At 63.7% G+C, this 26858-nt stretch carries 21 protein-coding genes; 13 read left to right on the top strand and 8 right to left on the bottom strand.

Annotation, left to right across the window (positions count from 1 at the left end; genetic code table 11):
* Window positions 1-54: 54 nt before the first annotated feature.
* From FJ471_RS21635 to FJ471_RS21625, 3 genes are all read left to right on the top strand, one after another.
* Window positions 55-771, top strand: coding sequence for a response regulator transcription factor (locus FJ471_RS21635; protein ID WP_140806778.1), 717 nt, complete (start codon window positions 55-57; stop codon window positions 769-771).
* The gene (locus FJ471_RS21630; protein WP_140806777.1) at window positions 768-2177 is read left to right on the top strand and encodes an ATP-binding protein; all 1410 of its coding nucleotides are present in this window, start codon (window positions 768-770) and stop codon (window positions 2175-2177) included. Before FJ471_RS21635 ends, FJ471_RS21630 begins: the two co-directional genes overlap by 4 nt.
* A 92-nt stretch (window positions 2178-2269) precedes the next feature.
* Complete coding sequence (locus FJ471_RS21625) at window positions 2270-2644, top strand: YciI family protein (RefSeq protein ID WP_140806776.1); 375 nt, start codon at window positions 2270-2272, stop codon at window positions 2642-2644.
* Between the two features lie 16 nt (window positions 2645-2660).
* Here FJ471_RS21625 and FJ471_RS21620 read toward each other — a convergent pair whose 3' ends face one another.
* Together FJ471_RS21620 and FJ471_RS21615 are read right to left on the bottom strand one after the other, a co-directional pair.
* Window positions 2661-4142 carry an aspartate aminotransferase family protein gene (locus FJ471_RS21620; protein WP_140806775.1) on the bottom strand — a complete coding sequence of 494 codons (1482 nt, stop codon included), beginning with the start codon at window positions 4140-4142 and terminating at the stop codon, window positions 2661-2663.
* Window positions 4143-4224: 82 nt separating this feature from the next.
* A complete protein-coding gene (locus tag FJ471_RS21615; protein WP_140806774.1) occupies window positions 4225-5310 on the bottom strand; it encodes a pyridoxal-phosphate dependent enzyme in 1086 nt (361 codons plus the stop codon).
* Window positions 5311-5569: 259 nt separating this feature from the next.
* Here FJ471_RS21615 and FJ471_RS21610 point away from each other — a divergent pair, with 259 nt between their 5' ends.
* Complete coding sequence (locus FJ471_RS21610) at window positions 5570-7552, top strand: transcriptional regulator (RefSeq protein WP_140806789.1); 1983 nt, start codon at window positions 5570-5572, stop codon at window positions 7550-7552.
* Window positions 7553-7566: 14 nt separating this feature from the next.
* On the opposite strand, the gene FJ471_RS21605 is transcribed toward FJ471_RS21610, so the two are convergent.
* From FJ471_RS21605 to FJ471_RS21585, 5 genes are all read right to left on the bottom strand, one after another.
* A complete protein-coding gene (locus FJ471_RS21605) occupies window positions 7567-8604 on the bottom strand; it encodes an MBL fold metallo-hydrolase (RefSeq protein WP_140806773.1) in 1038 nt (345 codons plus the stop codon).
* Window positions 8605-8785: 181 nt separating this feature from the next.
* A complete protein-coding gene (locus FJ471_RS21600) occupies window positions 8786-10819 on the bottom strand; it encodes an autotransporter outer membrane beta-barrel domain-containing protein (protein ID WP_140806772.1) in 2034 nt (677 codons plus the stop codon).
* A 96-nt stretch (window positions 10820-10915) separates the two neighbouring features.
* Window positions 10916-12097 (bottom strand): choline ABC transporter ATP-binding protein, encoded by a 1182-nt coding sequence (gene choV / locus FJ471_RS21595; protein WP_140806771.1) that lies wholly within the window; start codon window positions 12095-12097, stop codon window positions 10916-10918.
* Complete coding sequence (gene choW / locus FJ471_RS21590) at window positions 12094-12948, bottom strand: choline ABC transporter permease subunit (RefSeq protein ID WP_140806770.1); 855 nt, start codon at window positions 12946-12948, stop codon at window positions 12094-12096. Before choW ends, choV begins: the two co-directional genes overlap by 4 nt.
* A 200-nt stretch (window positions 12949-13148) precedes the next feature.
* Window positions 13149-14084: a choline ABC transporter substrate-binding protein gene (locus FJ471_RS21585; protein ID WP_140806769.1), complete on the bottom strand. Its 936-nt coding sequence runs from the start codon at window positions 14082-14084 to the stop codon at window positions 13149-13151.
* A gap of 283 nt (window positions 14085-14367) precedes the next feature.
* On the opposite strand from FJ471_RS21585, the gene FJ471_RS21580 reads away from it, so the two are divergent.
* Window positions 14368-14979, top strand: a complete 612-nt coding sequence (locus tag FJ471_RS21580) for a thymidine kinase (protein WP_140806768.1) — start codon at window positions 14368-14370, stop codon at window positions 14977-14979.
* A 6-nt stretch (window positions 14980-14985) separates the two neighbouring features.
* Here FJ471_RS21580 and FJ471_RS21575 read toward each other — a convergent pair whose 3' ends face one another.
* On the bottom strand, window positions 14986-15882 hold the full coding sequence (locus FJ471_RS21575; protein ID WP_140806788.1) for a DMT family transporter: 897 nt from the start codon (window positions 15880-15882) through the stop codon (window positions 14986-14988).
* A gap of 99 nt (window positions 15883-15981) precedes the next feature.
* On the opposite strand from FJ471_RS21575, the gene FJ471_RS21570 reads away from it, so the two are divergent.
* The 8 genes from FJ471_RS21570 (at window position 15982) to FJ471_RS21535 (ending at window position 26777) form a co-directional block, all read left to right on the top strand.
* Window positions 15982-16839 (top strand): LysR substrate-binding domain-containing protein, encoded by an 858-nt coding sequence (locus FJ471_RS21570; protein WP_140806767.1) that lies wholly within the window; start codon window positions 15982-15984, stop codon window positions 16837-16839.
* Between the two features lie 89 nt (window positions 16840-16928).
* Window positions 16929-17318 (top strand): cytochrome c family protein, encoded by a 390-nt coding sequence (locus FJ471_RS21565; protein ID WP_140806766.1) that lies wholly within the window; start codon window positions 16929-16931, stop codon window positions 17316-17318.
* A gap of 285 nt (window positions 17319-17603) precedes the next feature.
* Window positions 17604-18692, top strand: a complete 1089-nt coding sequence (locus tag FJ471_RS21560) for a hypothetical protein (protein ID WP_140806765.1) — start codon at window positions 17604-17606, stop codon at window positions 18690-18692.
* 136 nt (window positions 18693-18828) lie between these two features.
* A complete protein-coding gene (locus FJ471_RS21555) occupies window positions 18829-19977 on the top strand; it encodes a hypothetical protein (protein ID WP_140806764.1) in 1149 nt (382 codons plus the stop codon).
* A gap of 24 nt (window positions 19978-20001) precedes the next feature.
* Window positions 20002-21912 carry an ATP-binding protein gene (locus FJ471_RS21550; protein ID WP_140806763.1) on the top strand — a complete coding sequence of 637 codons (1911 nt, stop codon included), beginning with the start codon at window positions 20002-20004 and terminating at the stop codon, window positions 21910-21912.
* Window positions 21913-22137: 225 nt separating this feature from the next.
* The gene (locus FJ471_RS21545) at window positions 22138-23436 is read left to right on the top strand and encodes a DUF6638 family protein (protein WP_140806762.1); all 1299 of its coding nucleotides are present in this window, start codon (window positions 22138-22140) and stop codon (window positions 23434-23436) included.
* 218 nt (window positions 23437-23654) lie between these two features.
* Window positions 23655-24779 (top strand): DUF2333 family protein, encoded by a 1125-nt coding sequence (locus FJ471_RS21540; RefSeq protein WP_140806761.1) that lies wholly within the window; start codon window positions 23655-23657, stop codon window positions 24777-24779.
* A 318-nt stretch (window positions 24780-25097) separates the two neighbouring features.
* Complete coding sequence (locus FJ471_RS21535) at window positions 25098-26777, top strand: formate--tetrahydrofolate ligase (protein WP_140806760.1); 1680 nt, start codon at window positions 25098-25100, stop codon at window positions 26775-26777.
* Window positions 26778-26858 lie beyond the last annotated feature (81 nt).

Raw genomic sequence — 26858 nt, 5'->3', positions numbered from 1 at the left:
TCGTGTGGGTGTTTCGCGAAGAGATGTCCGGCAAAATAAGATGATAGGTTTCGAGTGAAATCCGATGCGCACATACTGATCGTCGACGACGACAAGGGCATACGCGACCTGCTGCAGGAGTTCTTCCAGAAGCGCGGGCTGCATACGACGGTGGCAGGCGACGGCACGGAGATGGAAGCGGTCCTGCGCCGCACGACGGTGGACCTGATCGTCCTCGACGTGATGCTGCCCGGCAAGAGCGGACTTGAGCTGTGCCGCGAGATCCGCGCCAACTACACCACACCGATCATCATGCTGACAGCGGTCACCGAAACGACCGACCGTGTGGTGGGCCTCGAAATGGGCGCCGACGATTACGTGCCCAAGCCCTTCGATCCGCGTGAGCTTTTGGCCCGCATCCGCGCCGTGCTGCGACGCAACGGCAGCGCCGAGCCGCGTCGCCCCACCACCAAGCAGATCTACCGCTTTGCCGGCTGGACCATGGATTGCGCGCGCCGCCGCCTGACGGCGCCCGACGACGTGCGGGTGGAATTGACCATGGCGGAGTTCAACCTGCTGCAAACTTTCGTCAAGAGCGCCCAGCGTGTGCTTACCCGCGAGCAGCTGATCGAGCTGTCCGGCGGCGACACCGGCTACAGTTTCGACCGCAGCGTCGACATTCTGGTGAGCCGGCTGCGCCGCAAGATGGAAGACGACCCGAAGACGCCGAAGCTGATACTGACCGTGCGCAGCGGCGGCTATCAGTTCCTGCCCGAGACCACGTCCGAATGAGACGTTTCCTGCCGCAGACCCTGCCTGTCTGGGTGCTGCTCATCGTCATTGCCGGCCTCATGCTCAGCCAGGTCGCGACGCTTTACATCGTCGCGCGCGACCGCGCCGCCGCCAACAGCGTCGTCGATCTCTACCGGTTGAACGACCGCGCCTACTCGTTGGTGCAGCTGATGCATGACGCTACGCCCGAAGAGCGCAAGGCGACCGCGTCCGGCCTGTTCAACTCGACCTATGCGCTGACGGTTTCGGACACGCCCGCCGTCACCTCTTCGATCGCCGGCGACGACGAACTGGCCGAGTTGGAGGACATCCTGGTCGGCCGCCTGTCGAAATTCGGCGTCACCGACGCGCGCGTGCGGCGCGATCCGGCCACCCAGGAGTCCGACGTCCCGGACGGCCAGACGGTGAACAAGGATGTCGGCCAGGTCGAGCGCGACCTTCTGGTCCTGGCCGCGGATTTCGCGCAAAGCGACAAGCTGACCGCCTCATTGCGCTTTTCCGACGGGCAATGGTTGAATTTCACCGAGCCGATCACGCCGGCGGGACCGATTCTCAGCCTCGACAGCCTGCCGCTCTACTCGCTGATTGCCGGTTTGATCGTGATCATGTCGATCTGGTCGCTGCGCCGGCTGACGGCGCCGTACCGGATGATGGAAACGGCGGTGACGCGCATCGGCAACGACCTGAAAAGCCCGCCGATCGCCGAGAGCGGCAGCCGCGAGATCCGCGCTGCCGCGAAGGCGATCAACGCCATGCAGACGCGCCTGCGCAACTATGTCGAGGATCGCGAGCACCTCGCGGCGGCGCTGGCGCATGATCTGCGCACGCCGCTGACCCGGATGCGCCTGCGCCTCGAACTGCTGCGCAGGTCGCCGGCGCGCGAGGCGCTGGCGCACGACCTCGCCGACATCGAAAGCATCGCCAGTTCGGTCATCGACTTCGCCAAATTCGAGGTGACCGAGGAAAAGGCCGAGCGGATCGATTTCTGGTCGCTGGTGGAATCGGTCGCGGACTCCTTCGACGGCGCGTCCTTCGACGACGACGTGGTGCCTTCGCGCGGCCTGATCTGCGTCGCGCGGCCGGTGGCGCTGCGCCGCTGCATCACCAATCTCATCCAGAACGCGGTGACTTACGGCAAGAAAGCGCATCTCGGCGTGCGGCGATCGGGGGACACGATCACGCTTTCGATCCGCGACGAGGGCCCCGGCATCCCGCAAGCGAAGCTGGATGCCGTGTTCGGCTCCTTCGTGCGGCTGGAGGAATCGCGCAACCGCACCACCGGCGGCCTAGGCCTAGGCCTCACCATCGCCCGCAACATCGCGCGCGGCGCCGGCGGCGAGGTCGATCTGTCCAATTATCCGGGTGGCGGCCTGCTGACGGAGCTGCGGCTGCCCGTGGCAGCTTGAGTCAGGAGCCGGCGCGCCGGCTTGCCGCGCCACTGGATCGGCAGGACCATCCTTGTGATAGTGCGGCCGCGCGGTCACGAGGAAAAACAGCCATGTTTTATGCCGTCCTTGCCTATCACGTGGAAGACACCGTCCAGTCCTGGACGCCTGACGAGGACGCGGCGCTGATGAAGGATCTGCTCGACGTCAACACCCGGCTGACCCGGGAGGGCAAGCTTGGGCCTGCGGCAAGGCTTGGCCCGACGGCGGAGGCGGTAACTTTGCGCGGCCCGGCCGACGCCATGGTGATCGACGGCCCGTTCGCGGAGACCAAGGAGCAGCTGCTGGGCCTCTATTTGCTTAACTGCGCGAGCCTGGACGAGGCAATCGCCGCTGCCCGCGACCTCAAACGCGTCAATCCCACCGCCGTCTACGAGATCCGGCCGATCATGCTTTACAAGCCTGGCGCCGCGCTGCCGGCCGGTTGAGACACGGCCTCGCATTTCATAACGGTGTCGCGGCAGCCTCGATCTCCCGTCCCAGCCGAAGCATCTCGGCGACCAGCAGGTCGAGGTCGTCGCGCCGCGTGCGGTGATTGGTGATGGCGACCCTCAGGCAATGCTGGCCGTGCACGGTCGTATCGGACAAGACCGCCGCCCCTTCTTCCTGCAATCGCAGCATGATCTCGGTGTTGAGGGCCTTCAGGCGGTCGTCGGAGGCTCCATCCAAGAGATAGCGAAAGCAGACGATATTGACGGTCGTCGGCGCCGTCAGCTCCAGCGCCGCCTCCGCTTCGATCAAGGTGGTGAGATAACGCGCCTGGGCGATGTTCTGGTCGATCAGCCGGCCGAATTTCTCGACGCCGTGCTCCTTCAACGCCATCCAGATCTTCAACGCGCGGAAGCCACGCGACGTCTGAAGCCCGTAGTCGAACAGCCATTCTCCGGAGGCGAGGCCGCGCGGCGCCGATTCCAGATATTCCGGCGTGACGGCAAATGTATTGCGGTGCGCGGATGCGTCCCGCACCAGCGCGCAGCCGGCCTCGAACGGCGCATGCAGCCATTTGTGCGGATCGAGCGCGATCGAATCCGCCTGCTCGATGCCTGCGACGACCGATCGGTTCTCGGGCGCGATGGCGATCAGCGCGCCGATGCAGCCGTCGACATGGAACCAGAGGTCTTCCTCGGCCGCCACGCTCGCCAGCGCCTGGAGATCGTCGACGGCGCCGGTGTTGACCGTGCCGGCGGTGCCGATCACGCAGGCCGGCTTGAAGCCCGCCGCGCGATCCTCCGCGATTGCGGCCTTGAGCGCGGCGATGTCGATGCGAAGGCCAGAAGCGGTCGGGATGCGCCGCAACGCCCGGTTACCGAGGCCAAGCATCTCCATGCCCTTGCGGTGGCAGGAATGGACCTGGTCCGAGGCGTAGTAACGCAATGGCTTCGGCATGGCGCCGGCGCCGCGTTCGCGCACGTCGACGCCCGCCTTGGCGTTGCGCGCCACGGTCAATCCGATGATGTTGGCCATCGAGCCGCCGCTGACCAGCGTGCCGCTGGCCGACGCCGGGAAGCCCACCATCTCCTTCATCCAGTTGACGACCTGCTTGTCCATCAGGGCCGCGGCATGATTGCCGCCGCCGAGATTGGAGCCCTGGACCGCAGCCAGGAAATCGCCGAGCGCGCCGGTGAAATTGCTGGAGCCCATATACCAGGCCCAGAAACGCGGATGGACGTTGCCCATCGGGTAAGGCATGACGTTGCGGGCGACGTCGTCATAGACGTCGGCCATCGGCGCCGGAGATCGCGGCATCGGCGCGTCGAAGAAATCGCGAACTTCACCCGGCATCTCACGCCAGGTCGGACGCTCGCGCACATCCTTGAGATACGCGATGGCGTCGTCGACGATCCGATGCGTGAGTACTCCGACATCGGTCCAGTCCGGCGGATCGAGCGTTTCGTCCGAGGTCACCGCTTCCTGAAAGCTGTCCATCCGTATCTCCCGCCGGCATGTGGGTGATCATGTTCAAGAATGGCGACGCCGCCGGTCGAACGGCGGCGTCACGTTATCTATCTCAGGCTTCGAACTGGCAGCTCGGCGTCGAGCGCGACAGCGCTGTTTCCTCGGCGTCCATCTCGGCCTCGATGCCGTCGAAGAGCGGCGTCGACATGTAGCGCTCACCAGTGTCGGGCAGCATGCACAGGATCACCGAGCCGGCCGGTGCCTTGCCCGCGATCTGCCGCGCGACGGCGAAGGTGGCGCCACCGGAGATGCCGGTGAAGATGCCTTCCTGCTGCGCCAGCGCCTTCGCCCATTTGATGCCTTCGGGACCCGGGATCGGCACCACCTCGTCATAGTAGCGCTGGTCGATCGCCTCCTGCAGCACGTTGGGGATGAAGTCCGGCGTCCAGCCCTGGATAGGATGCGGCTCGAAGGCCGGGTGGCTGGCGGACGGAGCGCCGCCGGCGCCGCGCTCCTGGGCTTTGCCGCTGCCGATCAGTTGCGCGTTCGCCGGCTCGGCGAGCACGATCTTCACCTCTGGCCGCTCGCGGCGCAGCACCCGGCCCACGCCGGCCACCGTGCCGCCGGTGCCATAGCCGGTGACCAGAACATCGAGCCTGGAACCGGCGAAGTCATTGATGATCTCGCGGCCCGTGGTCGCCTCGTGGATGGCGGCATTGGCTTCCGTTTCGAACTGGCGCGCCAGGAACCAGCCATTGGCCTCGGCGAGCTCGACCGCCTTCTTGTACATGCCGAAACCCTTCTGGGCGCGCGGCGTCAGCACCACCTTGGCGCCAAGCATGCGCATCAGCTTGCGGCGCTCGATGGAGAAGCTGTCGGCCATCGTCACCACCAGCGGATAGCCTTTCTGCGCGCAGACCATGGCAAGGCCGATGCCGGTGTTGCCGCTCGTCGCCTCGACCACCGTCTGGCCCGGCTTGAGCTTACCGCTGCGCTCGCCTTCCTCGATGATGTTGAGCGCCAGCCGGTCCTTGACCGAAGCCGCCGGATTGAAGAACTCGGCCTTCACATAGATCGACGCGTGACCCGGCCCGAGATTGTTGATGCGGATGACCGGCGTGTCGCCGACCGTGTCGAGAATGCTGTCGAACAGGCGGCCGCGCCCGGCCGTGGTTCTGATTTTCAATTGATGCAACATAGCTTTCTCCTCGATGTCCTCACATGCCGGTTACAGACCGGCAGCTTTGGCGACGCGGTTTCGACACCTGGCCGCGATAGGGTTGCTTGATCTGCCGCAAACTGCGGCAACGGCGGCGTTCCGGCACGGAATGGGGCTGCCGGCTGCCTCCTGTCATCTTTGGTGATAGAATATGGACCAACTGGCCAGCGTTGGAGAAAGCGTGGAAACATACGTGGAATCCACCCGATCGAGCCTGAACGACCCCGTTGGCCTGTCCATGAGGCTGCTCGGGCAACTGACGATTGCCCGCGACGGAGTGCCGGTTATCTTGCCCTCGTCACGCAAGCTGCGCGCGCTGCTTGCCTATCTGGCGCTGGCGCCCCACCCTGTCAGCCGCAGCCGCCTTTGCGAACTTCTCTGGGACGTGCCCAACGATCCGCGCGGCGAGCTGCGCTGGTGCCTGAGCAAGCTGCGCGCCGCGCTCGACGACCCGGATCGGCGCCGGGTCGAAACCCATGGCGATACGGTGTCGCTTCGCCTTGACGATGTCGATGTGGACGCGCTCGATGCCGCAGCGGCGGTGGCCGAAGGCGTCGAGACACTCGATCTCACGCGGCTGCAAGCGCTCTCGCACCATTTCGCCGGCGACTTTCTCGATGGTCTCGAGCTCGATCGCAGCCCGCATTTCAGCAGCTGGCTGACGGCGCAGCGCCGTCGTTTCAGCGCATGCCATGTCGCCGTCCTTGAGCACATCATCGGTCTTGTCCCGCAGGGGGCCGATGAGGCCGGCGCCTATATCGACAAATGGCTGGAGCTTGCGCCCTTCGATGGCCGCGCGCATGTGGCTCTGCTGGAAAACCTGGCCCGGCGCGGACAGATCGGCGCCGGCGAGGAGCATCTTGCCACCGCGGCGGAGCTGTTTCACTCCGAAGAGCTGGATTTCACCCCGCTGCGCGAGGCGTGGCAGGAGATAAGGGTCCGGAACGCCGGCGCGACGCCATGCGCCCGAACCGGGCCGGCCTTCCCAGTCCCGGACCTGCCGGTCGCCGCGATCGAATCCGAGCCAGCGGCGACGCGCCGGGCTTCGCTCGCGGTGATGCCCTTTGCCGAGAGCGCCGGCACTGGCGGCTTCCGCGGCGGGCTTGCCGATGGCCTCACGCATGACATCATCACGCGGCTAGCCAAGCTGCGCGATTTCTTCGTCATCGCCCGCGGCTCGGTCTTCGCTCTCTCCGAGAAGAACATCGCCCCGGACGACGCCGGACGCAGGCTGAATGTCGACTATGTCGCGACGGGCTCGGTGCGCAGCCTGCCGGGACGGGTCGTCGTTTCGGTCGAGCTCGTCGAGGTGCGCACGGCGAGGATCGTCTGGGCCGAGACCTTCGAGCACAAGCCCGACGACATCTTCATCGTCATCGAGGATATCGGCAACAGCATCGTCTCCTCCATCGCCGCCGAGATCGCGACGGTGGAGCGTAACCGCGCATTGCTGAAGGCGCCCAATTCGCTCAATGCCTGGGAGGCCTATCATCGCGGCCTCTGGCACATGTATCGCTTCACCCGTCAGGAAAACGAGCTGGCGCAGCATTTCTTCGGCAAGGCGTTGAAGCTCGATCCGACTTTCGCGCGCGCCTATGCCGGCATGTCCTTCACGCACTGGCAGAATGCTTTCCAGCGCTGGGGCGACCGCGACCGCGAGACCGCGCTTGCCTTCGAAAGCGCCGGCCAGAGCCTCTTGGTCGACGACCGCAACCCCGCCGCCCACTGGGCGATGGGCCGCGCGCTGTGGCTGCGCGGCGAGCAGGATGGCGCACTGCTGGAGTTGGCGAGCGCCGTCGACCTCAGTCCCAACTTCGCGCTCGGCCATTACGCGCTGTCCTTCGTTCATTCGCAGTCAGGCGATCCGCAATCCGCGATCGGCTCGTCCGACCATTCGCGCCATCTCAGCCCCTTCGATCCGCTGCTGTTCGGCATGATGGGCGCGCGCGCCATGGCGCATGCAAGGCTGGGCGAGCTCGAAGCGGCCGCCGAATGGGCGCTGAAAGCGGCCGCAAGGCCGAACGCCCATGTCATCATCCTCGCGATTGCCGCCCATTGCCTGGCGCTGGCCGGCCGGCAGGACGAGGCGCGAACCTTCGCCGCCGCGATCCGCGCGACCTTGCCGAATTACCGGGCCGACGATTTCATCGCCACCTTCCGCTTCGACCGGGATGGAGAGGCTCTGTTCCGGAACGGCTCGAAGCTGATCGGCCTGAACTGAATTCTACGTTCTTGCTAATGCATCAGCGGCCCGCTGGCCTTGCGCCAGGCGTCGATGCCGCCCTGAATGTGACGGGCGCTGGAAATGCCGACGTCCTGCGCTGCCTGCACCGCCATCGCCGAGCGCTCGCCGAAGGCGCAGTAGAACAGCAGCTGCCTGCTGGTTGATTTCGCCAGCTCGTGCAGCATGCCGCCGGCAGCAATGTTTTCCTGCAGCCGCGCATAGGGCAGATGGATCGCGCCGGGGATGACGCCGTGGCGCTCGCGTTCTGTCTGCTCGCGCAGGTCGATCAGCGCCACGTCGGGCCGCCCGACCAGCGCCAGCGCCTGCTCCGCGCTCACCGCCCAACCGCGGCTGGCGATGTCGTCCTGATGCAGCCCGACCCGCATATTGGCGGGCACGGCCACGTCCATCATTTTCGGGTTGGACAGGTTGAGATTGTTCATGATGTTCACATACTCGTCGACCGACTTCACCTGCAGGCGCGGGTTGAAGGCCTTTTCCTCGCCGATCGTCGACACGGTCTCGCCCTTATAGTCATGCGCCGGAAAAATCATCGTCTCGTCCGGCAGCTTGAGCAGGCGGCCGAAGATCGATTCATACTGCTGGCGCGGATCGCCGTTCTGGAAGTCGGTGCGGCCGGTGCCGCGGATAAGCAGCGTGTCGCCGGTGAAGACCCGGTCAGGCAGGATGAAGCTGTAGGAATCGTCGGTGTGGCCCGGGGTATAGATGACGTCGAGCGCCAGCCCCTCGATGCCGAGCTTGTCGCCGTCGGCAAGCCGCATCGACACCACGTCGGCCTTGGTTTGCTCGCCCATCACGGTCACGCAATGCGTCTTGTCGCGCAGCGCGCCGAGGCCGGTGATGTGGTCGGCATGAAGGTGCGTATCCACCGCCTTGACCAGCCTCAGGTCCAGCTCGTTGACCAACTGCAGATAGCGCTCGACCTTCTCCAGCACCGGATCGATGATCAGCGCTTCGCCACCCCTGCGGCTGGCGAGCAGATAGGAGTAGGTGCCGGAAACGGAATCGAAGAGCTGACGGAAGATCATCGTCGCATACCCTGCTGCATTTTCGCCGCCGGACGTCGCCGTCGCGGTCGCAGCAATATTCTACTGCACAAGCTTTTGGAATCGGAATGGATTTCGAAAAGTATATAATTCGGTAGACGACCTTCCCATAGCGACGGAACGCCACCCTTCAAACGCGGCGCCGGCCTGTCGGGCAGCTCTCTCAAAAAGCCTTGCTGAGACGAGCTACGCCCCTGACGGTGAAGGCATTGTCGCTGCCGTAATCCCCCTCGAAGCCGGCATTGAGCGTCATGCCGCCGCCCACCGCCGCGGCGACGTCCGCGCCGGCAAAGCCGCGCAACACGAATTTCTTGCCGCCGGCGGGAAACGAGATGTCCTGGCCCAGCAATATCGCCGAAACGTCGTCGCTGCTTTGCGCGATCGCATCGATCCCTGCTCGAAGCGTGGTTTGCCAGGCCTGGCTTGGCGTGCTGACGGGCGCCAATGCCAGCGCGAGCTGGCCACGCGCCTCGAAGACGTTGACGTTGCGCCGCGCGACCGCGAGATCGCCGTCCGAACCGGTCTCAGAGAAGTCGTCGATGAAGAGCCCGGCATAACGCAGCCGCACGCTGGGTATCAGCGTGCCGGCCATGACCTGCAGCCGCGTGCCGAGCGTGACCGATGGGCTCAGGAAAACGCTATTGAAATCGGCCCGCGCCGTCTCGACGCCGCCGAGCACCTGATTGTTCGCGACGCGGCGGCGGCTGCGCTCCTGCAGCACCCCGGCGACGAATGCCGCCTCGGCGAAATGCGCACCTGCGTCATAGCCGAGATAGCCGCCCGCGAACACGCCGCGATGGAGAATCTCCTGCGCGTCGTCGTCGACCTCGGTCGATCCGGCGGCTCCTCCGAGGAACAAGCCACCGAGGAAGCCATCGCCCGATCGCCTTTCGGCGCCGGCGACCACGCCGCCAAGCGCCTCGCTGACCCCGGCCGATGCGCCGGAGCCGCCTTGGGAGCGTATCCCGCCAAATGTGGAAATCCAGGCGTCCGGACCTTTATGCGGCGCAGGCAAGCCGTCGCCTGGGGCTGCCATGCGCGCCTCGGCAGTGCCGGCTATGCCGTCGACAAGGTCCTCGATCAGCGGCCCGCTGCTGGCAAAGCCGGTGATGTCCACCACCGCCACGCTGTCGCCACTCGTCACGAACGGCCTGCCACCGGTCAGGACGGTTTGCGGCAGGCCGCTTCCTGAAAAGCTCATGACGGCATTCAGTCCAGGGCCGAAGGTGACGGTGTTGCCGCCGCCGGAAAAGACGATCGGCCCCTGGATGGCCGTCCCGCCCAAAAGATTGAGCACCGCGTCGGATGCGCCGAAATAGATCGCCACGCTCTGGTCGCTGAAGACTCGGCCGGAATTGGTGATGACCGAGTTGCTGCCCTGGGCGGCGATGGCCACACCGGCCACGCCCCCCACGATGACCGAGCCCGAATTGCTGATCGTGGCGTTGCCGAACAGGGTGCCTATGCCTGTCGAGGCCGTCCCGAAGACATCGACCGTGCCGCTGTTGGCAATCGCGATGTCGTTGCCGCTGGCGCCGATGCCGACGGAAGCCACCCCGGACACGACGATCGACCCGGAATTGTCGACCCGAAGGCCGTTGCTCTGCCAGAGGATTCCGGCGGCGGCCGTTCCATAGGCCTCGATCGAGCCGCTGTTGTTTACCCCCAGGTCCGGCCCGTCGCCGACTATGCCGGCGGCGGCCGTACCCGAAACGCCGACAAAGCCACGGTTGTCCACGCGCCCGCCGGGGGCATCACTGATGATGCCGTATGTCGCGACGCCGAGCGCTTCTATCACGCCGTCATTGACGATGTGCGCATTGCCGCCCTCCGACAGGACGCCGATCGAGCCATCGCCTATCGCCAGGATGGCTCCGTTATTGAGGACGGTCGCGTCGGGCCCTTGCGAATGCACATTGGCGGCACCGCCGCCCAAGGTTGCGATCAACCCGTCATTGGTGAGCCGCTGGCCCGAATTGAGCATCTGCACAGCATCGGCCCCGGCGCCGAATGTTTCGATCGCTCCGTTTGCCTGCACGACGCCGGTATCGCCGGCACCGGTCATCGTCTGCTGGCCGGCGATGACGCCATTGCCGATGACAAAACCTTGGGAAAACGCCGCGCCGCCTGCAAGCGAGACCCCGGCGAATATCGACAGCGCAACCGCGCCTGGAACCCCTGTGCGCGACGTCGGCATCACCCCCTCGGCGCATGGGCAGCAACGGGCGGATTCTGCGCTCGAAGGCGGGGAAAAACAAGCGCCCAGACCGGAGATCCGGGCGCCCTCGAAGCGCTACCGCCTCAGCACAGCGCTCAGCACGTCACGGATGCCGATCGCGCCGACGAAGCGCGAGCCCTCATCGAACAGCGCCACCGGGGCGGTCTGCGACCGATGCATGGCGAGCATCACCGTTTTCAGCGGCGTGCCGGGGTTGGCCCAGAACACCTGGGCTCCCTCCTCCGGCTGGGCCTCGACATCGGCGCAGGAGACCCACACCGCCGGTTTGCCATCGCGTTCGGCCGCTGCCACCAGGCCGTGGTCGTCGATCTTGAAGCGCGTCGTCTTGCGCCGGTCGAGCCAAACCCAGCCGTCCTCGCCCTGTTCAAGGTCCCGGCGGTCCCGCATCACGTTCCACGCCGTCAGCACCGAAAGCGGGTTAACATTGGCGATGAAGTCGCGGACGTAGTCGTTGGCGGGCCTGAGCACGATGTCTTCCGGCGCGCCGGTCTGGACGATGCGGCCACCTTCCATGATCGTGATGTGGCTGCCGATCTTCAGCGCTTCCTCGAGGTCGTGGCTGACGAAGATGATGGTCTTCTTCAGCTCGGCCTGCAGCTGCAGCAATTCGTCCTGCAGCTTGGTGCGGATCAGCGGGTCGAGCGCCGAGAACGGCTCGTCCATCAACAGGATCGGCGCCTCGGTCGCGAAGGCCCGGGCGAGGCCGACGCGCTGCTGCATGCCGCCCGAAAGCTCATGCGCGTATTTCTTCGACCACTGGTCGAGATGGACGAGCTTCAACTGCCTCTGCACCCGCTCCTTGCGTTCCGCCTCCGGCACGCCGGCGAGCTCGAGGCCGAGGCCGACATTCTCCTCCACCGTGCGCCATGGCAGCAGGCCGAACTGCTGGAATACCATCGCCACCTGCTTCTGGCGCAGCCGCCGCAAGGTCGCCTCGTCGCAGGTAACGACATCGACGGTACGGTCGCCGTCCTTGACCAGCACCTGGCCGCGCGACACCACGTTCAGCCGGTTGACAGCCCGAAGCAGCGTCGACTTACCGGAGCCGGAGAGGCCCATCAGCACCGAGATCTCGCCTTCGTGCACGGTGAGGCTGGCGCCGGCGCAACCCAGCACATTGCCGGTCTTTTCCAGGATCTCGGCACGGGTGGCGCCCTTGTCGATCATCGCCAGCGAACCGGCTTGGTCGGCGCCGAAGACGATGTCCACGTTCTTGAAATCAACCGCGACGGTCATTTCTTGCCTCCAACGCCGATCCGGGTCATGCGGTCGAGCACGATGGCGAGCACGACAATGGCGAGGCCGGCCTCAAGCCCGAGATCGATGCGGCGCGAGCCGAGCGCCCGGTTGATTTCCGTGCCGAGGCCGCCGGCGCCGATCAGGGCGGCGAACACCACCATCGACAGCGACAGCATGATCGATTGCGTCAGGCCCGCCATGATGGTCGGCAGCGCCGACGGCAGCTCTACCTTCCACAAAAGCTGGCGCTTGGTGGCGCCGAACGCCTCGCCCGCCTCGATGATTGCCTTTGGCACCGAAACCACGCCGAGATGGGTGAGCCGAACGGCCGTCGGGATGACGAAGATGATGGTGACGATGAGGCCGGGCGCGTTGCCGAGCCCGAACAGCGTGAGCACCGGGATCAGGTAGACGAAGGTCGGCAGCGTCTGCATCAGGTCGAGCACCGGCAGCATGACCCGGTAGACCTTCGGCTTGTGCGCGGCCCAGATGCCGAGCGGCACGCCGATGGCCATGGCCATGGCGGCGGCGGCAACCACCAGCACCAGCGTCTGCACCGTCTGCTTCCACAGGTTCTGGTTGATGATGAAGATCAGGCCGAGGAAGACGCCGATGGCAAGCGGCCGCGAACGCTGCAAGAGCCAGGCGACGATCGCGATGATCAGGGCCAGAAGCACGGGCGGAACCATCAGCAGAAGGTCCACCGCCCCGTCGAGGATGAAGTTCAGCCCGTTTGAAAACGCCCGGAAGATGGTGTCGAAATTGTCGGTCAGGAAGCCGAAGAACGCCTTGCCCCACGGCCCGATGGGGATTTTGTAATCGGTCAGGAATTTCGAAATCGGATCCATCTTCCCCTCTCGGCTTCGCCGCACTTGCCGTACGGTCATCTTCTCGCAGCTTAACGCATGTCACCCAAAAGTGTGCAGCGGTTTTGGGAAAATGACATGCGTAAAAACAGAGACTTAAAGCGCGGAGCACTTTAAGAAAAAGGGCAGCCTTTTCTACTGGCTGCCCTCTTCCGGATGATCATTCCGGACTCAAAGCCGGCTCAGCTCCCGAGCGCGGTCTTGACCGCGGCAGCCGCGTCGCCGCCGTCAAAGGTGGTGACGCCGGCAATCCACGGCGCAACGGCGTCGGGATGCTTCTTCAGCCAGTCTTTCGCCACCGTCTGGGCGTCGCCGCCCTTCAGGATCGCGTCCATCATCTCGCCTTCCATGTCGAGATTGAACTTCAGGTTGGCGATGAACTTGCCGGCGTTCGGGCATTCGGTGGTGTAGCCCTTGCGCACATTGGTATAGACGGTGGCAGCGCCGAAGCCGCTGTCGCCCATGCCGTCGAGATAGGTGATCTTCATGGCGCCCATCACCGGATGCGGCGTCCAGCCGAGGAAGGCGATCCACTCATTGTTCTTCATCGACTGCTCGGCCTGCGTCAGCATGCCGGCTTCCGACGACTCGACCAGCTCGAAGCCGTCCAGATTGTCCTTCGGGTTCTTGATCATGTCGAGGATGATGCGGTTGCCGTCATTGCCGGCCTCGATGCCGTAGATCTTGCCGTTGAACTTGTCCTTGAACTTGCCGAGATCGGTCAGCGACTTGACGCCCGCATCCGCCACATAGGTCGGCACGACGATGCCATAGCCGGCGCCGGTGAGGTTGGTGCTGATCGTCTCGACCGAACCGTCGGCGGTGTAGTCCTTGATGTCGTTGGTCATCGACGGCATCCAGTTGCCGAGGAAGACGTCGAGGTCCTTGTTCTTCAGCGAGGCCATGGTCACCGGCACCGAAAGCTGGATCACCTGCGGCTCGTAGCCGAGCGCGGTGAGCAGTACCGATGCCAGGCCCGTCGTGGCCTGGATGTCGGTCCAGCCGACATCGGATAGGCGAACCGCCTTGCAGCTCGCCGGATCGCCGGCATAAGCGGCGGTCGTGGTCAGAAGCGCCGCAAGACCGAGGCCTGCGACGATAGATTTCATACGCGACATGGACTTTCTCCCATTGCAATTCTCAGGCGATGCGAAGTCACGGTTCTTGCGCCCGCCTTGTTTCGTCAGCCAAACACCATTTTGAAGTTGTTTCAAGCGGTTCAACGTCACGATGAACGGCGCGCGCTGGCCATTACGCGACATGACGTGCTTTTGAACGACATCGAGTTTTTGGTGGACGGAGCCGGCGCCCTCTCCCCGAGCCGCGAAAAGTCGGCTTAGGGTGTATCGAGATTCAGGTCGGCTCGGCCTCACCTGAAGCCCGACATCCCAAAAGAGCGACATGGCCAAGCTTTACTTCCACTATGCAACGATGAATGCCGGCAAGACGACCATGCTTTTGCAGGCATCCTACAACTATCGCGAACGCGGCATGTCGACGATGCTGTTCGTCGCCGGCCATTACCGCAAGGGCGACACAGGATTGATCTCGTCGCGCATCGGCCTCGAAACCGAGGCCGAGATGTTCCGTGACGGTGACGACCTCTTTGCCAGGGTTGCCGAGCATCACGCACACGCCGCGGTGCACTGCATCTTCGTCGACGAGGCGCAGTTCCTCGAAGAGGAGCAGGTCTGGCAGTTGGCACGCATCGCCGACCGGCTGAACATCCCGGTCATGTGCTACGGCCTGCGCACCGACTTCCAGGGCAATCTGTTTTCCGGCTCCCGCGCGCTTCTGGCGATCGCCGACGACCTGCGCGAGGTCCGCACCATCTGCCGTTGCGGACGCAAGGCGACGATGGTGGTGCGCCTGGGACCCGACGGCAAGGTGGCCAAGCAGGGCGAGCAGGTGGCGATCGGCAAGGATGTTTATGTCTCGCTCTGCCGCCGCCATTGGGAAGAGGAAATGGGCAGGGCAGCACCCGACGACTTCATCGGCTTCGTCAGGGCATGAGCAGCTTCAGGCCGCGGAAACACGCCGTATGGGAAACCGCCAGCCGAGTCGCACGCCGAGCGTTGCCAGAGCGATCAGCGCCATGCCGGCAGCCTGCGCGGGCCGGAGCGGATGCGCGTATAGTGCCCAGTCGATGACGATGGCGACGACAGGATAGATGAAAGTGATGATGCCGATCACCGGCGTCGTCAGGCGCGGAAAGGCGGAATTCATCAGCACATAGGCGATGCCGGTATGCAGGATGCCGATCCCGGCCAGCCAGCCCCACGATGCCGGCGGGATGGGATGGCCGATGTCGGCGAACGGGGCAAGCATCACGACGCCGACCAGCGTCTGGCAAAGCACCGTCACCTCGGCGCGCTGTTGTCCGAGGCCTTTGGCCAGAATCGTCGCCACCGCGTAAAGCAGGGCGGCGCCGAGCGTCAGCGTGATGCCCAGCGCCCATCTCGCGTCGGCATGGCCATGCGTCACAACCAGGCCGCTGGCCAGCACGACGCCCAGGAAGGCGGCAACCATCCACAGCATCTGGTCGAGCGAGATGCGTTCCTTGAGGAAGGCGACGCCAAGCAGCACCACGAAGAACGGCTGCACATGGTAGACGATCGTCGTGGTTGCGATCGATGTCATGGCGAAGCCGGCGAAGAAGGCTGTCCAGCTTAGCACCATGCAAACGCCGGCGAGTGCGGCAAGCGCAAGCCGGGATGGGGACAGTGTCCGATCCGGCAGGTAGCCGCGCAGCAGGCACCAGGCGGCCAGGAATATGGCGCCGAACACGCATCGCCAGAAGACGACGGTGACGGGCTGCTGTCCCGACTCCGTGACGAAGGCGCCGACCGTGCCGGCAATCGTCATCGCCAGCGCGAGGCTCGCGGCGGGGAAGCGGGCGATCGATATGTCCCTCATCATGGGCTCTCCGACAGGTTGCCATCCATCTGGCCAGCTGAAATGGTTCCAATCAAGCGAATAGATTTGTGAGCATCTATTCGATATGCTGATAGCATCATGGCCGCTCCGCTCGACCTCAACCTGCTGAAAACCTTCGTCGCCGTCGTCGAAAGCGGCAGCCTCTCCAATGCGGCGCCTCGCATTGGCCGCAGCCAGTCGGCGGTCAGCATGCAGATGCAAAGGCTGGAAGACATGGTGGGCAAACAGCTTCTGGTGCGCGGACCGAGAACCGTTACCCCCAATGCGGCCGGCGAGGACTTCCTCATCTACGCGCGCCGGCTGCTGAAGCTGTCCGCCGAGGCATGGGCGAGCGTCACCCGGCCGAAGGAAACAGGCAGCGTGCGCCTTGGCGTGCCGGACGACTACGCCGCCTTCCTGCTGCCGCCGGTGCTGTCACGCTTTGCCGAGGACCACCCCCTGGTCACCGTCGAACTCGTCTGCGAGCAATCGACCGCGCTGGTGAAAACCCTGGCGGAAGGTCGGCTGGACCTGGCGATCGTCACCCGTCTGCCGGATCAGCCGCTCGACGTGGTCAGACTGGAGCGTTTTGTCTGGGTCGCCTCGCCCAACCACGTCGCGTGGCAGACCGATCCCTTGCCCGTCGCCCTGTTCGAGCCCGGCTGCGCGGCGCGGATGAATGTCCTGCAGGCGCTAGGCGGTACCGACCGATCCTATCGCTGCACCTATTCCAGCGCCTCCCTGCTCGGGTTGGTCGCGGTCGTGCAGGCCGGGCTCGCGGTCGCCGGCCTGGCCCAGCGAAGCGTGCCTCCGTCGTTGCGCATCATCGGCGCCAATGAGGGGCTGCCGGTGTTGCCGGACCTCGAGATCGGCATCCTGCGCAACCCGCTGTCGACGTCGCCGGCGGTCGATCGGCTGCACGATTTTCTGCGCCGCGACCTGGCGCAGCAGGCCTGAGCCGCGGAGATTGCCCGTGGCCCAAGGGTGTGGCGTTTGTAAAGGCTTCGCCCTATAAGCCCGACAGCCAGAACTCTCCGGGGTCAGCCATGCTTCGAGCCATTTCGTCCGCCGCGCTCTTCCTGATTGCCAGCGGCCTTGCCGCGCATGCCGGCGGCGACGCGGCGCTGGGCAAGAAGGTCTTCAACCGTTGCATCGCCTGCCATGAGGCGGCGACGGATCGCGACAAGGTCGGGCCGCATCTGATGGGCGTCGTCGGCCGCAAGGCCGGTTCGGCGGAAAGCTTCGCGAGCCGTTATTCGCAAGCGATGAAGGATGCCGGCGCGGCGGGCGTCGTCTGGGACGAAGCAAACCTCACCGAATATCTCAAGGCGCCCAAGCAAAAGGTTCCAGGCAACAGAATGGCCTTCACCGGCCTGACCAGCGATGACGACATCGCCAACGTGATTGCCTATCTCAAGGCCGACCCGAAACCCTGACCGATGCTGGAAGAAACCGGTTTGGTTGCCGGCGCCAGAGATTTTCTGGCGCTGTTTCATCGCCTTGACCGTGCGCGAAAACAATAACTTAAGGCATATAAGCTGAAGCTGTTCGACGGTGACACCCTTTAATGGTCGTCATGCGCATGCTTGCCTTGTCTTTCAAGCACCTAACCAATTCTTTTGTTTTGACGCCTCTCCTTGTCTTCCTTCTTTCAATCCCTTGAAGCCCCACATATATTCGCCGCCACGACACGGAAACGGATGCCGAAGCGGGAGGCCCCAATGGCGACATTGCAGAATTTCGATGCCGAAATTGCCAAGACCAAGCAGGTCGTGCAGGACATGCGCACCAAGATCGAGCAGTCCGGCACGGTGCTCGACACGCTTGCTCAGGCCGACAAGAAGATCGGCGACGCCAATTTCGACATCGAGAACGCCCGCATCGAGGACGTGCTCAAGCAGCAGAAGGTCATGGAAGGCAACATAGCCGACCTGATCATCGGGCTCGAGGACGCCACCAACGTCTTCGGCGCCGAATTCGAAAGCATGAAGAACTACACCGGCTGGGAAAACTTCGTCGGCGTCTTTTCGGCGCAGCGCAAGCAGCGCATGCGCACCGACCGCGTCCGCAACATGTCGCTGGCCGGCAACCTGCAGGAGCTTTTGGCGAAGTCCGATACCATCGTCGGCATCCTGAAGGCGCAGAAGCAGGTCCTCGACCAGCGCTACAAGACCTCCGAAACCAGCCTGTCGCAGGTGATCGAACGCCGCAAGACGACCATGACCAACCTCGAGGCGGTTCAAAAGCGCATCGAGGAATTGAACCCGCTGCTGCTCGATATCGAAAACAAGATCGCCTCCTCCACGACCCAGAAGGAGCGCACCGAGCTTGAGGGCGAGCGCTCGAAAATGGCGACGGAATACAACGAAAAGCAGGCCAAGGAGCAGGAGCTGCTCGCAGAAAGCCAGACGCTGGAGCGCTACACCTCGATGTTCCAGACCTTCGTCGATTCGCTCAACAACCAGATCGCCGCGCAGTCGACGCTGATCAACAAGCTGACCATCGACACCGAGCAGCGCATCGTGCTGTACAAGGCGCTGGAAGATTCGTTGAAGACCGCCGCCCAGCAGGACGTCGCCCACAAGATCAATACGCTGGGCAGCCAGGTCGACAACACGGCCGAGGAGACGATGGCCGGCATCGGCGCCGCATCGCAGAAGCACATCGGCGACCTCTTGGAGATGCATGAGAAGAACATGGTGGCTTCGGCCGACATCCAGCGCCGCAAGAAGCTTGCCGACGACGCTTTTGCGCGTCGTTTCGACGACGTGATGAAGAAGCACAACGCCGCCAACTACGTGCAGTCCTAAGCAGGTTCCGCAAAAGTGTCCCACGGTTTTGCGGTCAGAACCTGCGAAAAGCAAAGGGATCCAAGCAGATATTCGTGGGGCATCCCACGAATATCTGCTCGGGCGGTGCCGCTGACTTCATTTCCACGGCAGCCACATGACACCTGAAAACGACGCGGCGGCACGCTATTTCTCCGCCATCACGGCGGCGCTGAGCGGGCTGGAAGTGTTCATGCGCGACGACCGCTCGCCGCTTTACCGGCACGGCATCGTCGCCAAGATCGTCGCGGAGTATATCGCGCGGCTGGACAAGTCCTTTGCCTGCTGGCGCAACCGGTTGGGCTTCATGGACACTTTCCGCATCTCGCGCGCCGACAGCGGCTATCCCGTGTTCCAGAACCTGCTCGAACTGGAAAACGACCGCCAGCAGGCCGATGCCCGCCTTGCCAACATCCCGTTGGCCGGCGAGCTGCGCGAGGAGATGGCCGACTTCATCCTGCGCCACAAGGAGTTTCCCGAGGCGCTGCAGAAGTCGATGGCCGAGCGGCTCTATCTGGAGGACGTCAAGAGCGAGGCGACCTTCGGCCCCTTCACCCTGGCGCAGACGGCCAAGGTCTCGGTCAACCCGAAGACCATGCGGCCCTATTATCTCGTCCACTGGGCGACGTTCGACGGCAGCGCAAACCTGCCGCTGATCTACATGGTGACGGTGGAGGATTCCTCGGACAGCATGGTGCGCCAGCTTGTCGACAACAGCACCGGCAAGCTGAATGAACGCGTCGACATTCCGCTTCCCGTCGACGGCCTGCTCAACCCCGAGCTTGCCCATCGCTTCGACGATTTCACCGAGAAGAATTCGGCCTATACGCTCTCGCCGGCGACGATCGCGGTCAATCTCGACAAGGATTTCGAGCCGTTGCACCCCAAGCAGTTACGGCGCGTGGTGCTGGGGCCTTTCTATTCGGCCGGCATCACCGACAACAATTCGACCGTGACCGAGGTGCTGGCCAAGGTACGCAAGCCCGAGAATGCCTGGCTGCTCACCTGGACCATCCAGGAGGTCTTTTCCAAGAGCGAGAAGCCCGGCCGCAAGGGGCTCTTCTCCAGCGAGAAGACGACGCAGGAATTCTTCATCAACACCGACGATCTCGAAGCAGCGCGCCAGGGCGTGTCGAGCTACGAGAACCACGCGCTGATCCCGCACGAGGCCTACCAGGCGCTCTACGCCGCGGGCGAGGCGCAGAAGATCTTTTCCGGCTACAAGGTCCACATCCTGTCCAACGGACAGGTCATCAGCGACGTCTGACCGTCAAACCGCGGAGCATCCTTCATGGACACCGGCCTGACAACGATCTCGGAAGCTGCAATCGAAAAGCACCGCGCGACCGCGCAGAGCTTCATCACCCGCATCGTCGTGCTGGAGGATCCGTCCCGCGAATCTGGCACCGCGCTCGCCGGCACCAACCGCCGCTTCGTCTCGACCGTGTCGGTCGGCTCGGTGCGCCGCACGCGCGAGGTCGAGCTTTCGAAGACGGTCGCGGCCATCCACCCCGACGACCAGTTGATGAGCATCCCGCAGCACACGCTGCTCTACCGCGTCCGGCGCGGCCTGGCGATCGCGCTCGCCATAGCGGGTGTCTTCGCCGAGGGCTCCGACCTCGAAAGCCTGCAGGCGAAAAACGCGCGTGCGCCGTTGGAAGGCGACGAGGCGGCGACCTTCAAGAAGCTTCTGTCGGCCTCTGCTTACGTTTCGGCCTTCAGTTTCGCCTCCTACCTGTTCCAGCTGATCGACAGCGACGGCGAGGCGCCGAACGATAGCCCCGAACCCGACTTCCTGTTCGACACGCCGCAGGACGCGGTGAAGTCGATCGTCGCCGGCCTCGACAAAGCGATCGCCGGCTCGAAAGACGATTCCGATCTGACGACGCGTGCCCGCGCCTTTGCCCGCGTCGCGATCGACGGGCTTTTGGCGCGAAAAGGCCGCTTCGACGGCATCGGCCCGTTCGAGAACGCCCATATCCGCATCGATGTCGACGACTTCACCCTCGACGGCTTCGACGTTGCGCCCGGCAAGCGTTCCAAGCCGCTGGTGATGACCTTCAAGAAGCCGGAAGAGGTCGTCGGCAACCACATCGCCAAATTCCAGTCGGTCAGGCTCGCCAAGATGCTGATGGCCTACGACTTCGAGCGCGAGCTGAACCCTTTCGTCGAGCTCGGCGGCTTCCTCTTCACCTTCATCGGCGACGGCGCGCCGGGCACCGGCAAGACGACGCTGATCCAGATGATCGCCGGCCTCGTCAACGGCTACTGCCAGGTCGCCTCCTACCCCTTTGCGTACGAGAATTTCGGCGTCGACCAGATCTCGTCCTACCAGGGCAAGTCCGGCCAGAACTGCCGCCAGTTCATCAACAACGTGCTCAATCCGCGCGTCATCGGCTTCGGCACCATCGACGACATCGACCAGGTCGCGGCGCGCCGTTCCGACGACCGCGCTTCCGCCGGCCAGCAGGAGATCACCGGTGTGCTGATGGACGCCTTCGCCGGCGCCTCGACGGTCGTGCGCGGCAACTGCTCCTTCGGCATGTTCTCCAACTATCCCGAGAACGTCGACGACGCACTTCGCCAGCGCGCCGGGGCCCGCTGGCTGGTCGACGGTCCGCAGACCCGCGACGACTACATCGACATCTTCGTGCTGCTTGCCGGCAAGAACCACGAGATCCCATTGGGCAAGCACGAGCTCTATGCCGCGCAGGAGATCCAGCGTGCGGTGAGCGAGGCTTACGAAGAGCACGAGAAGCCCCAGGAGGACGGGCTGATGAAGGTCTATGAGCGCTACATGAAGGAGAATGGCGCGCCCAAGACCATGGCCGATATCGGCACCTATTTGCACATGATCAAGGACGTCGAGCCGCGCTTCACCGGCCGCGCCATCAAGAACGTCACCGACGCGATAAAAATGCGTGCCATGGACATCGAGCTGCCCGACGAGTGGTTCGAGAAGCCGGAAGCCTTCATGCACAAGAGCTACGATGACAAGAAGGCGATGATCGAGGAACTGCGCGGGCCGTTCTCGATGGACATGGTCATGCAGGAGATCAACCGCTACGCCGATTCAGAGTTCCGCTATTCCGACAAGTCCGACGACGCGGCTGTCGAGAAGATGCTGCGCGACGCCCGGCTGCGTGAGAGAGCAGCGCGGGAAATGGAGGAATTGAAGAAGAAGGGGGCGTGGAATGCTTGAAGCGCGCCAACGCCACCTTCTCCCCTTGTGGGAGAAGGTGTCGCCGAAGGCGACGGATGAGGGGTGCTCCAGGGAACACCAGCGTCTCGCTCCGCTGGAACACCCCTCATCCGTCTCGGCGCTGTCGCGCCGATCCACCTTCTCCCACAAGGCGAGAAGGGAAGGCGGCGCCGCCCCTCATCCGCCCTTCGGGCACCTTCTGCCTGTTCACGTGGAGAAGGATAGGTGAAGAAAAAAACCGATCTCCTGCGCGACAATGACCTGATCTACGGCAGGCTGCTCACCATTGACGAGCCGCATCTCATCCAGCGTTACAACAAGGCGCTTGCCGCCTTCAGCCTGGAGCCAACCAAGCTTGCGACCTTCCAGATCGACCGCACCGGCTTCTCGCCCGAGATCGCCGAGGCGTGCGGCGATTACGACTATCTCGATCCCAACGAGGTCAACCGCCGCTTCATCATCCTGACGCCGTCGCAGATCGACCTGCCGGTGGTGCACACGGCCTTCTCCAACACCTCGCAGCTGATGTTCGAGTTCATGTCCAGGAACCAGCGTGCCATCGATGCGCTGACCATCAAGGACGTGATCTACGGCGAGATCGAGGACCAGGTGCCCAAGGTCAACGACATCGAGGACCTGCTGTCGATCAACCAGGTCGAGTTCAAGGTGCTGTCGGCCGAGGATGTGCTCGGCAAGGCGGCCGAGCTCGGCAAGCTGGTCGACCGGCTGAAGCAGGAGCCCGACGCCTGGCGCGACAACGCCATGCTCGAGCGCATGGTCGATCTTGCCAAGGTCTGCGGCGACATCCGTGAGAACGCGCTGGTGCCCGACCAGGTGATTTTCCGCCACAACGCCTATTGGACCAGCCATTTCGGCGGCCTCTACGTCTTCGTCGACCCCGACATGACGACGGTGATCAGCGACCCGGCCGCCCCCGGCTTCCGCCGTTCGCGCCCCTGGCAGGTGAGTTACCTATCGATCAACGACGCCGACAAGGTGTTCCGCTTCCTCGCCGCCACCGGCCGCCTCGACCTGCCGCGCGCCTCCTGGATCGAGGCTTCCGGCTATCTCGAGCACCGCGCCGAGATGGTGGTGCGGGCGCTGATCCGCGACGCCGAACCCAATCGCAATTTGACCGATGTCGACAAGGTCTGGCTGCAGACCTGGATCCACGGACATGCCGACCTGATCGCCCAGGACGGGAACTTTCCCTTCCTCAACGCCGCCAAGCGCGAGATCGCCCAATTCGGCCATCTCAAGATCGAGGACGTACCGCCCCGCCAGCGCTTCCTGGTCGTGCGCGCCAAGCCGGATCATCCCGACGCCTGGCTGACCAACCAGCTGATCTCGGATTTCGTGCCGCAGGATTTCGTTTCGCGTTACGTCTTCAACAAGCCCGGCTTCTACAAGGACTATGGCGGCTTCAGCGACGCCTGGCGAAGCCATGTTGTGGACGTTCTCAAAACCACATATCTGAAGGACAAGGCGGCGTTCCGCGCGCGCCTTTACGGCCTGACTGACTAGAGCATGATCCCGAAAAGTGGGAACCGGTTTCGGAGGAAGATCATGCTCCAACAAGGAGTTGGATCAGGATGACGTTTCAACGAAACGTCATCCTGATCAGAGCAATTCCAGGAAACGTGTAGGCGGTTTTCCGCCCGGGAATTGCGCCAAAACAAAGGGTTAGGGCAGATCGCCGTTTCCCTTGAAACGGTGAACTGCTCTAAGGGGGTGCCACAGCCATGCTCGACCCGATCGTGAACTTCTTCACCAAGATCTTCCAATGGATAGGCCGCGGCATCGGCTTCTTCATCGGCGTCATCCTGTGGCCGTTCATGTGGGTCGGCCGCTGGTACGGCCAGCGCGGCTGGATCCTGAAGGCGGTGGTCGGGCTCGCCATTGTCGTGCTCATCGGCCTTTACGCCAATTTCTTCTACGCCACGCAGTGGTGGAACAATTTCGATCCGAGCTATCCCGACAAATACACCTTCGAGAAGCGCAACGTCTCGGCGGGCGAGCAGGTGTCTGCCGGCTCCGGCACCGATACGGCAAAGACCTGCGGCAATTCGGCGATCGCGCAGGTCGCGGCTGACCTGACCGACTTCAACGTCAACCAGAATGCCTGGATCTCGTCGATGATCCTCTACAAGCTCGGCTTGTTCGGCATCAACTGGGATGACACGCCCTGGATGGACAACAAGGCTTCCTTCCAGCGCGGCATCAACCAGGCGGTGCGGCGGACCGCGACCGAGCTTGCCGACAATCTCGGCCGCGTGCGCACGACATCGCAGATCGACGCCGACCTGCAGGATGCCCGCGGCAATCTGCAGTTCGACGAATACACCTGGTATTTCGGCCTGAACCCGTTCGGCCCGAAGACGCCGACGCCAAGCTACTATCGCGACGCGGTGCGCAAGCTGCGCTCCTTCAACGCCCGCCTCGCCACTTGCCAGGCGACTTTCGACGCCCGCGCCGACAACCTGAAGCAATATATCGACCGCATCGCCTCGGACATCGGCTCGACCTCGGCCATCCTCAAGGAACGCGCCGAAAACCACAACAATGGCTGGTTCGATACCCGAGCCGACGACCGCTTCTGGTTCGCCTACGGCCAGCTCTACGCCTATTACGGCCTGATGAAGGGCGCTCAGGCCGACTTCGAGGACGTGATCAAGGAAAAGCACCTGCAGAGCCTTTGGGACACGATGGACGCGCAATTCGTCTCGGCGCTGCGCATCCAGCCCTTCATCATCGCCAATGGCCGCGAGGATGGCTGGCTCCTGCCGACGCATCTGACGACGATGGGCTTCTATATTCTCAGGGTGCGCTCCAACATGGTCGAGATCAGCAACGTTCTGACGCAGTAGCGTCGCCTCGAGTCGACACGGCGATGGTGGATTTGCGCCGTCGCTTCTGTCGCTTTTCGCGTATTCAGCGGCTGTTTTGAGACGGCGGAACGGTCTTCGCTCTGGCTTCTATACGCCGCAAGCGACCGGGGCCGAAGACCCGAGCAGGGTCGAGCCGGGAACAGCAATATTCTTTCTTTGCAGGAAACATAGTTGCATGAAAGTTGACGCCGCGGCAGCGACAGGGTTAGAACTTGCCCTTGCGTCCGCGCGGCGTTTCGAACATGCACAGATGATCAAAACCGCCCCTTCCACCGCCCAATCCAGAGGAAAGCCGTCATGGCCGAAGTGAAGTCCGACATCGAGATCGCCCGCGCCGCCAAGAAGAAACCGATCCAGGAGATCGGCGCCAAGATCGGCATCCCGAACGAGCATCTCTTACCCTATGGCCACGACAAGGCGAAGGTCTCGGCCGAGTTCATCAAGTCGGTGAAGGGCAACAAGGACGGCAAGCTGATCCTTGTCACCGCCATCAACCCGACCCCGGCCGGCGAAGGCAAGACGACCACCACGGTCGGTCTCGGCGACGGCCTGAACCGTATCGGCAAGAAGGCGATCATCTGCATCCGCGAAGCCTCGCTCGGCCCGAATTTCGGCATGAAGGGCGGCGCCGCCGGCGGTGGCCTCGCCCAGGTTGTGCCGATGGACGACATGAACCTCCACTTCACCGGTGACTTCCACGCCATCACCACCGCCCACAACCTGCTTTCGGCGCTGATCGACAACCACATCTACTGGGGCAACGAGCTCGGCATCGATACCCGCCGCGTCGCCTGGCGCCGCGTCATGGACATGAACGACCGGGCGCTGCGCGAGATCATCTGCTCGCTGGGCGGTGTCGCCAACGGCTTCCCGCGCGAAGCCGGCTTCGACATCACCGTGGCTTCCGAAGTGATGGCGATCCTGTGCCTCGCCACCGACCTCAAGGATCTCGAGAAGCGCCTCGGCGACATCATCGTCGCCTACCGCCGCGACAAGTCGCCGGTCTATGCCCGTGACCTCAAGGCCGACGGCGCCATGGCCGTGCTTTTGAAAGACGCCATCCAGCCCAACCTGGTGCAGACGCTGGAGAACAACCCGGCCTTCGTGCATGGTGGCCCGTTCGCCAACATCGCGCATGGCTGCAACTCGGTCGTCGCCACCACGACGGCACTGAAGCTTGCCGACTATGTTGTCACCGAAGCCGGCTTCGGCGCCGACCTGGGCGCGGAAAAATTCTTCGACATCAAGTGCCGCAAGGCCGGGCTGAAGCCAGCCGCGGCGGTCATCGTCGCCACGGTGCGCGCCATGAAGATGAATGGCGGCGTCAAGAAGGAAGACCTGGGCAAGGAAAATATCGAGGCGGTCAAGAAGGGCTGTGCCAATCTCGGCCGCCATATCGAGAACATCCGCCAGTTCGGCGTGCCGGCGGTGGTTGCCATCAACCACTTCTATTCCGACACCGAGGCCGAAATCCAGGCGATGAAGGACTATGTCGCCTCGATGGGTGAGGAGGCGATCCTATGCAAACACTGGGCGCAGGGCTCGGCCGGCATCGAGGATCTCGCCAACAAGGTGGTGGCGCTCGCCGAATCCGGCGCTTCGCAGTTCGCGCCGCTCTATCCGGATGAGATGCCGCTGTTCGAGAAGGTCAACACCATCGTCCAGCGCATCTACCGCGGCTCCGAGGCCATCGCCGACAAGTCGGTGCGCGACCAGCTCAAGACCTGGGAGGAAGCCGGCTACGGCAAGCTGCCGGTCTGCATGGCCAAGACCCAGTATTCCTTCTCGACCGACCCGAACCTGCGCGGCGCGCCGACCGGCCATACGGTGCCGATCCGCGAGGTCCGGCTCTCGGCCGGCGCCGGCTTCGTCGTCATCATCTGCGGCGAGATCATGACGATGCCGGGGCTTCCCAAGTCGCCGTCTTCGGAAAAGATCTTCCTCAACGAGCTGGGTCAGATCGAAGGCCTGTTCTAGAGCGGTTCACCGTTTCACGGAAACGGCGAACCACTCTATCTCTTTGTTTTGACGCAATTCCGGACGGAAAACCGCCTACAC

Origin of the sequence: Mesorhizobium sp. B2-7-1 (assembly GCF_006440735.1) — a bacterium.
Lineage (GTDB): Bacteria > Pseudomonadota > Alphaproteobacteria > Rhizobiales > Rhizobiaceae > Mesorhizobium.
The sequence above is the reverse complement of the archived record's forward strand: the minus strand, read 5'-3'. Positions and strand labels throughout refer to the sequence as shown.

Coding starts and splice junctions, on each gene's coding strand:
- FJ471_RS21555 (WP_140806764.1), top strand. CDS start 18,829: ATGACACCTGAAAACGACGCGGCGGCACGCTATTTCTCCGCCATCACG.
- FJ471_RS21610 (WP_140806789.1), top strand. CDS start 5,570: ATGAGGCTGCTCGGGCAACTGACGATTGCCCGCGACGGAGTGCCGGTT.
- choV (WP_140806771.1), bottom strand. CDS start 12,097: ATGACCGTCGCGGTTGATTTCAAGAACGTGGACATCGTCTTCGGCGCC.
- FJ471_RS21625 (WP_140806776.1), top strand. CDS start 2,270: ATGTTTTATGCCGTCCTTGCCTATCACGTGGAAGACACCGTCCAGTCC.
- choW (WP_140806770.1), bottom strand. CDS start 12,948: ATGGATCCGATTTCGAAATTCCTGACCGATTACAAAATCCCCATCGGG.
- FJ471_RS21570 (WP_140806767.1), top strand. CDS start 15,982: ATGGCCGCTCCGCTCGACCTCAACCTGCTGAAAACCTTCGTCGCCGTC.
- FJ471_RS21605 (WP_140806773.1), bottom strand. CDS start 8,604: ATGATCTTCCGTCAGCTCTTCGATTCCGTTTCCGGCACCTACTCCTAT.
- FJ471_RS21560 (WP_140806765.1), top strand. CDS start 17,604: ATGGCGACATTGCAGAATTTCGATGCCGAAATTGCCAAGACCAAGCAG.
- FJ471_RS21550 (WP_140806763.1), top strand. CDS start 20,002: ATGGACACCGGCCTGACAACGATCTCGGAAGCTGCAATCGAAAAGCAC.
- FJ471_RS21585 (WP_140806769.1), bottom strand. CDS start 14,084: ATGTCGCGTATGAAATCTATCGTCGCAGGCCTCGGTCTTGCGGCGCTT.
- FJ471_RS21600 (WP_140806772.1), bottom strand. CDS start 10,819: ATGCCGACGTCGCGCACAGGGGTTCCAGGCGCGGTTGCGCTGTCGATA.
- FJ471_RS21620 (WP_140806775.1), bottom strand. CDS start 4,142: ATGGACAGCTTTCAGGAAGCGGTGACCTCGGACGAAACGCTCGATCCG.
- FJ471_RS21580 (WP_140806768.1), top strand. CDS start 14,368: ATGGCCAAGCTTTACTTCCACTATGCAACGATGAATGCCGGCAAGACG.
- FJ471_RS21630 (WP_140806777.1), top strand. CDS start 768: ATGAGACGTTTCCTGCCGCAGACCCTGCCTGTCTGGGTGCTGCTCATC.
- FJ471_RS21535 (WP_140806760.1), top strand. CDS start 25,098: ATGGCCGAAGTGAAGTCCGACATCGAGATCGCCCGCGCCGCCAAGAAG.
- FJ471_RS21540 (WP_140806761.1), top strand. CDS start 23,655: ATGCTCGACCCGATCGTGAACTTCTTCACCAAGATCTTCCAATGGATA.
- FJ471_RS21615 (WP_140806774.1), bottom strand. CDS start 5,310: ATGTTGCATCAATTGAAAATCAGAACCACGGCCGGGCGCGGCCGCCTG.
- FJ471_RS21575 (WP_140806788.1), bottom strand. CDS start 15,882: ATGAGGGACATATCGATCGCCCGCTTCCCCGCCGCGAGCCTCGCGCTG.
- FJ471_RS21565 (WP_140806766.1), top strand. CDS start 16,929: ATGCTTCGAGCCATTTCGTCCGCCGCGCTCTTCCTGATTGCCAGCGGC.